At 64.2% G+C, this 6564-nt stretch carries 8 protein-coding genes; 3 read left to right on the top strand and 5 right to left on the bottom strand.

Annotated elements, in window-relative coordinates:
- Window positions 1-8 precede the first annotated feature (8 nt).
- Window positions 9-1763 (bottom strand): class I poly(R)-hydroxyalkanoic acid synthase, encoded by a 1755-nt coding sequence (phaC, locus tag KAY22_RS22570; RefSeq protein WP_296625428.1) that lies wholly within the window; start codon window positions 1761-1763, stop codon window positions 9-11.
- Window positions 1764-1891: 128 nt separating this feature from the next.
- On the opposite strand from phaC, the gene KAY22_RS22565 reads away from it, so the two are divergent.
- A complete protein-coding gene (locus KAY22_RS22565; protein WP_296625427.1) occupies window positions 1892-3100 on the top strand; it encodes an LL-diaminopimelate aminotransferase in 1209 nt (402 codons plus the stop codon).
- A gap of 61 nt (window positions 3101-3161) precedes the next feature.
- Here KAY22_RS22565 and KAY22_RS22560 read toward each other — a convergent pair whose 3' ends face one another.
- Window positions 3162-3443: a hypothetical protein gene (locus KAY22_RS22560; protein ID WP_296625426.1), complete on the bottom strand. Its 282-nt coding sequence runs from the start codon at window positions 3441-3443 to the stop codon at window positions 3162-3164.
- A gap of 198 nt (window positions 3444-3641) precedes the next feature.
- Between KAY22_RS22560 and KAY22_RS22555 the strand changes: the two genes are divergently transcribed.
- Together KAY22_RS22555 and KAY22_RS22550 are read left to right on the top strand one after the other, a co-directional pair.
- Entirely contained in the window at window positions 3642-4100 is a 459-nt protein-coding gene (locus KAY22_RS22555; protein WP_296625425.1) for a DUF2721 domain-containing protein, read from the top strand.
- Entirely contained in the window at window positions 4097-4492 is a 396-nt protein-coding gene (locus KAY22_RS22550; RefSeq protein WP_296625424.1) for a DUF4345 domain-containing protein, read from the top strand. Before KAY22_RS22555 ends, KAY22_RS22550 begins: the two co-directional genes overlap by 4 nt.
- Before the next feature lie 217 nt (window positions 4493-4709).
- Here the strand turns inward: KAY22_RS22550 and KAY22_RS22545 are convergent, their stop codons facing one another.
- The 3 genes from KAY22_RS22545 to KAY22_RS22535 form a co-directional block, all read right to left on the bottom strand.
- Window positions 4710-5243: a hypothetical protein gene (locus KAY22_RS22545; RefSeq protein ID WP_296625423.1), complete on the bottom strand. Its 534-nt coding sequence runs from the start codon at window positions 5241-5243 to the stop codon at window positions 4710-4712.
- 49 nt (window positions 5244-5292) lie between these two features.
- Window positions 5293-5967 carry a hypothetical protein gene (locus KAY22_RS22540; protein WP_296625422.1) on the bottom strand — a complete coding sequence of 225 codons (675 nt, stop codon included), beginning with the start codon at window positions 5965-5967 and terminating at the stop codon, window positions 5293-5295.
- 2 nt (window positions 5968-5969) lie between these two features.
- Window positions 5970-6564, bottom strand: a 595-nt coding sequence (locus KAY22_RS22535; RefSeq protein WP_366514136.1) for a hypothetical protein, incomplete at its 5' end; no start/stop codon positions are given.

Below are 6564 nucleotides of genomic sequence, written 5' to 3'. Positions count from 1 at the left end.
CAGTTGCGCTAACGCGTGCGCACATAACGACCGGGCGCGTCCTCGATTGCCGGACGGGCACCCTGCCCCGGAACGCGAGCCCCATCCACCGGCACCTCCACCGAATCGAGCGCGCGAATCCAGTCCTGCCAGTCCGGCCACCAGCTGCCCGGCGTTTCTTTCGCCACCTGCTCGAATGCGTCGAGCGAAGGCGCAACCTCGTCGCAGGTCCAATATTGATATTTGCGCGCCGCCGGCGGGTTGACGACCCCCGCGATATGGCCTGATCCCGCCAGCACGAAGCGCTTCGGCCCCGACAGATGGTCCATCAATTTCCAGACGCTCTGCATCGGCGCGATATGGTCCTCGCGACCGGCCTGGATGTAGGCCGGGGTCTTGATCCTGCGCAGGTCGATCGGCACGCCGTCGACCGTGACGCTGTCAGGCTGGACCAGCCGGTTGTCGCGATAGAGATCCTGCAGATAGGCGCGGTGCCATTTGGCCGGCAGGTTGGTGGTGTCGCCATTCCAGTGGAGCAGGTCGAAAGCCGGATAGTCCTCGCCCAGCAGATAGTTCTGGACGACATAATGCCAGATCAGGTCGCGGCCGCGCAGCAGGTTGAAGGTCGCAGCCATGTAGCGGCCGTCGAGGACGCCCGACCCCTGGGTCAGGCTGTCGATCAGAGCGAGTTGTTCGTCGTCGACGAACAGCTGAAGATCGCCCGCTTCGCTGAAATCGACCTGAGCGGTGAAGAAGGTCGCGCTGGCGACGCTGTCGGCCTTGCCGGTCGCCGCGAGATAGGCGAGCGTCATGGCGAGCGCGGTGCCGGCGACGCAATAGCCGATCGTATGGACCTTCTCGACCCCGAGCAGGTCACGGACGACGTCGATCGCGTCGACCTGACCGCGCACGACATAATCGTCCATCGTCACGTCGACCATCGTCTCGTCGGCCGACTTCCACGACACGACGAAGACGGTCAGCCCCTGCTCCACCGCCCAGCGGATGAAGCTGTTCTTCGGGTTGAGGTCGAGGATGTAGAAGCGGTTGATCCAGGGCGGGAAGATCAGCAGCGGGGTCCGCAGCACGCTCTCGCCGACGGGATCATATTGGATCAGCTGATAGAGCGGCGTTTCATACACCACCTTGCCCGGCGTGGCAGCGATGTTGCGCCCCACCTCGAAGGCTTCGGGATTGCTGTGGGTCAGCTGGCCGCGGCCCATGTCGGCCATCATATGCTCGATCCCGCGCAGCAGATTTTCTCCCCGCGTCTCGATGATCCGTTCGAGCACGAGCGGGTTGGTCAGCGGGAAATTGGAAGGCGATAGCGCATCGGCTGCGGACTTTACCGCGAAGCGCAGTTGCTCACGCTGGCGCGGCTCGAGCCCCTCGATCGCGTCGACGCCCTTCAGCCACGCGTCGCAGAGCATCACATAGGCATCGGCGATAACCGCAAAGATCGGCGAGGCGCGCCATTGATCCGCCTTGAAGCGGCGGTCGCGTGCGGCCTGGACGCCGGGATTGCCCTCGAGCATCTGGCCGAACAGCCCGAGGCCGGCCTTGATCAACTCGCTCTGCTGGTCGGCGAGCTTGGCGGGGTCGGCGAAAAGCGGGGACGGCGGCTGCGGCAGGCGCATTTCTTCGGGCAGCGTGGCCATCGTCTCGGCCATCTGCTCCAGCATCATCTGCTGGGCCTGGCCGATCACCCCGGTCCAGTGCTGAAGTTCGGCCAGGGTCGGCATCGTGCCCTGCCCTTCGCCCGGTCCGCCGTCCTTGTCCGCCATGTCAGCTCCCAGCCTCAGCTTTTTTAACGATCCCGCCTGCAATCGCCGCGCAGACTCTGTATAGGTCGCGGTGGCGACCATGGGGGAACTATCCCAGCTCGCCAAGTCCGAAACCCGAAGGAAATGAAATGTCCGAGGAATTCTACCGCATCAAGCGTTTGCCGCCTTATGTCATCGCCGAAGTCAATGCGATGCGGGCAGCGGCGCGAGCGCGGGGCGAGGACATCATCGACCTGGGCATGGGCAATCCCGACCTGCCGCCGCCCGAGCATGTGATCGAGAAGCTGTGCGAAGTTGCGCGCAAGCCCGACGCCCATGGCTATTCAGCGTCGAAGGGTATTCCCGGTCTGCGCCGCGCGCAGGCGGGTTATTATCAGCGCCGTTTCGGGGTCGAGCTCGACGCCGACAGCGAGGTCGTCGTGACGCTGGGCTCGAAGGAGGGCCTCGCCAACCTCGCCCAGGCGATCACCGCACCGGGCGACGTGGTGCTGGCACCCAACCCCAGCTATCCGATCCACACATTCGGCTTCATCATCGCGGGCGCGACGATCCGTTCGGTGCCGACGACGCCCGACGAACGTTATTGGGAAGCGCTCGACCGCGCGGTGAAGTTCACCGTGCCCAAGCCGTCGGTTCTGGTGGTCGGCTATCCGTCCAACCCGACCGCCGAAGTCGTCGACCTCGCCTTCTACGAGCGGCTGGTCGCCTGGGCGAAGGAACATAAGATCTGGGTGCTCTCAGACCTGGCCTATTCGGAACTCTATTATGACGGCGTGCCGACGCCTTCGATCCTGCAGGTGCCGGGCGCCAAGGACGTGGCCGTCGAGTTCACCTCAATGTCGAAGACCTACAGCATGGCCGGCTGGCGGATGGGCTTTGCCGTGGGCAACAAGACGCTCATCTCGGCACTGACCCGCGTCAAATCCTATCTCGACTATGGCGCCTTCACGCCGATCCAGGCGGCCGCTGTCGCCGCGATCAACGGGCCGCAGGACATCGTCGAGAAGAATCGTGAGCTCTACAAGAAGCGCCGCGACGTGATGGTCGAAAGCTTCGCCCGCGCCGGCTGGGAAATTCCCTCGCCCCGCGCCTCGATGTTCTGCTGGGCGCCGCTTCCGCCGGCGGTCGCGCATCTCGGCAGCCTCGAATTCTCGAAGCAGCTGCTGACCCATGCGGGCGTCGCTGTCGCGCCGGGCGTCGGCTATGGCGAAGATGGCGAAGGCTTCGTGCGGATCGCCATGGTCGAGAACGAGCAGCGCATCCGTCAGGCGGCGCGCAACGTGAAGCGCTACCTCCAGTCGATGGGAGTCAACGCCAATTCGCTGAAGGCCAGCTGAGCGATACGAAAAAGGGGAGGCGGTCGCCCGCCTCCCCCCTATTCGGTGCGATCCGGAAGGATCAGTTCGCGGCGAGGACCGCGGAACCGCCGGCCTGGGCGGTCATGACCGGAGCGTCGGCCTTGAAGCTGACCGGCCACACGCCGACCAGACCCGAGACGCGGTCATTCTTGACGCGGAGGCGGAAGGCCTCGCCGCTGTTGACGATCTTGCCCTTGATCACGGTCGACTCACCGACGGTCTTGACGGTGTAGTCATAGGTGATCCCGTCACGGGTGAAGCTTTCGGCCATCGCCGGTGCGGCGATCGAGGCCAGAATTGCGAGTGCAGCGAACTTCTTCATCACAATCTCCCTTCGAGTTTGCCAGCGGATCCTCTTTGTTTGTGCGATGCACCATTCCTATGTGCAGGTGCGAAGGCAATTGAATAAAAGTCACTGCTAGGTGCAATTTTTGCAATCAATGCAATTGACGCACTTATCTGCGATTTTTCGGGGAGCTGCACTCTTGTACCACTTGCATTCGTGGCCCAGGATCAGGGGATGGACCCCACCCCGTTCGCGCTGAACGACATCGCGCACACCATTCAGCTGGCAATGGCGCCCTGCTTTCTGCTGACCGCCATCGGCGCGATTCTCAACATGCTCACCGGCCGCCTCGGCCGGGTGGTCGACCGGTCGCGCTGGATCGAGCAGAATTTCACACCTCGAGACGATCCGCGCCACAAGCACCAGGTTCAGCAGTTGCGCTGGATCGACGAGCGTATGCGCTGGGCCAACCGCGCGCTGATCCTCTGCACCATAAGCGCAGTGCTGATCTGCATCGTCATCGCCGGGCTGTTCATTGCGGTGCTGCTCGACCTGGCGGTCGGTCACGCCATGTCGGTGGTCTTCATTCTCGCGATGTTGCTGCTGACGGGAGGGCTCGGCATGTTCCTCCACGAAGTTCGGATCGCGGTGCATGCGACGCGGATTCAGGACGAGCTGCTGGAACGCGAATGAAGCTCGAACGCCGCCTCCTGCAGGTTGCCGTCGCGCTGGGATCGCTGGTACCGATCGGCGCGGGGGTAGCGGGCATGATCCTTGGGCCCTCAATGGTCGGCGACATTGCTGCACCGCAAGATATATCCAGCCATTTCCGATATTTATCGGGACTGCTGGCGATGATTGGACTGATCTTCCTCTGCAGCGTGCCTCGTATCGAAACGCATGGCGCTCGCTTCCGTCTCTTGGGGGCGATCGTCGTCATGGGCGGGCTGGGGCGTGCGCTGGGCTGGATCGAGGCGGGGCCGCCCGGCGGGACGCATCGCGCTGCCCTGATCATGGAACTGGTAGTGGTGCCGTTGCTGATGCTCTGGCAGGCCCGCATCGCGCGTGCAACGCGCCGAAAATGAAAAGAGTTGCCGGAGCATGGCCCCGGCAACCCCTAACATGGTCAGCGGCCGGAAGTGCCGGCCCGGGAGACCAACCGCGCTTTAGAAGCGCGTCCCCCGAACGGACAGAACCGACCTCCATGCTGAACCATGAGACATCGGATCACCTCCTTTCGCTTGTTGCCGAGGCCCCTACCATCCGCGAAGCCGGCCCCATGAACAAGCCTTGTAATGCATGTTATTTTCGGCAATCCTCGATCACTCGCGCCGGCTCTGCCCAGGCAGGAACCGCCAGCCCCTCAAGGCCCGGCGAAGCGACCGCCACCCGCCCCCTGCTGAAGGCCATGGCATCCAAAAAGGCGTCCATGCCGTTCAGGACGACCCCAGACATCGGGCGCCCGTCCAGTTCAAGGTGGCCAGTCGGAAAGCGCGCCGTGCGGCTCGTCGTAAAAAACTGCATCTCGGTGGCGGAGCCCGACCGCATCAGCGTCACCCGGCGGCTGGCGACGTCGCACCGCACCGCGAACTGTACACCAGATGTGTCGGCATAGCGCGCGATCGACGCCATCGTGCCGGGTTCATAGCGCCAATTACCGGGGGCGATCGGCCAGTCACGCCAATCGGCAGACCGGGGCGCCGGTGGAGGCGCGGTCGGTTGAGCCGGTGGCGCGACCGGCGCGGGCACGGGCCTGACGGCGCCATCGCCCGAACAGGAGGCCAGCAACAGGGCAGCGACGACAGCTGCGCAGGAACGATCTGTGGAAAAAGCCATAGCCCGGTCCATGGCGGATAGCGGCCGGCTTGGAAACCCCGCAGGCGGCTCAGCCGCGATCGCGGCACTGCCTGACGAGACGAACCACCTCGGGATCGACCGGGATGAGCGTCTTGCGCGTTTCGTACAGCTGGATCTCCATCGGCGCCGAGCCGTCCAGCGCCTTGAAGAAGGGATGGCTCGCCGGAAGTCGGGTGCTGATCGTACCGCCGCCGTCGGGCGAATAGGTCGCGTCCATCATCAGCTTGACCTTGCCGACGCCGATCGACTGGCGATCGAAGGTGCCGGGAGACCCGGTCCCTACCGCGATGATCTCGATCGTGGAGGCGGCAGGGGTGCACGCCATCGCATAGTCCCAGCCCTTTCCGGTTCGGCTGTAGATCACGCCGGGACCATCGCCGAGCCGGGGCACATAATGCCAGTGATTGGCCTTGCGGCCGTCGAAAGGCTTGGTTGCGGTGGCGATATCGGGACGGGGTATGTCGATCACGACCGGGGACGCAACCTCGGCAACCTTGGGGGCCGGGGGACGGACGAGCGGTGCTACAGGCTGGTTGGCGTCGGCATGGCGCACCGAAGGCGCCTTCGGAGATGGCATCAGGAACAGCGCCCCGATCGCCGCAGCCGCGACGACGACAAGGATGGCAAGCGGCAGACGCAGCTTGCTCCAGGCCGATCGGCGCCGCACCAACGTAGGCGGTGGATAGCCGATGGGCGTCTGCATGTTCATTCGGCGTTGAAGGCCGCAGCGTCGATAGACACCGGCTTGACGTTAGCCGTCTCGGATACCGACAGCGCATAGGAGATGCTCGAGCGCTTGACCTCGGTATGGTCTTCATCGTCGATCACGACCGTCTTCAACACATCCGCGTCTGGCATCTGGTTCGCCTTGATGATCCGCGTGAAGGACTTGCAGTCTGCGGCCAATGCCGGCCCAAACGCATATTGGATCATATAGGTGCCATCGGGAACGCCCTCGATCGCAAGTTCTTCCTGCGCGCGGATGAAATAGCTGGCGGCCAGCTTTCCGGTTCCGGTGTGGCGGATCTTGACCAGCGCGTCACCGCCCCCGGAATTGGCGAGCGTGATGCTATGCCCCTCTTCGCCCAGCTTCATGTCACCCGCCAGCTTCTGGCCCGGCGCGGGCGGAGCGGCACAGGCCGAAGTTTCGGCCGGCGCTGCCGGAAGACCAGCAGCCGCATCGGCCGCCGCGATCGCGGCAGCGCGCGACGGAGGGTCTGAGGCATGAAGCGCCGGGGCGAACAACAGCAAGCAGGCGCCCAGCAGAAGCCTGGCGGAAATAATGGTCATGGTCCCACCC

The sequence above is a fragment of the Rhizorhabdus sp. genome, from assembly GCF_018006725.1.
Lineage (GTDB): Bacteria > Pseudomonadota > Alphaproteobacteria > Sphingomonadales > Sphingomonadaceae > Rhizorhabdus.
The sequence above is the reverse complement of the archived record's forward strand: the minus strand, read 5'-3'. Positions and strand labels throughout refer to the sequence as shown.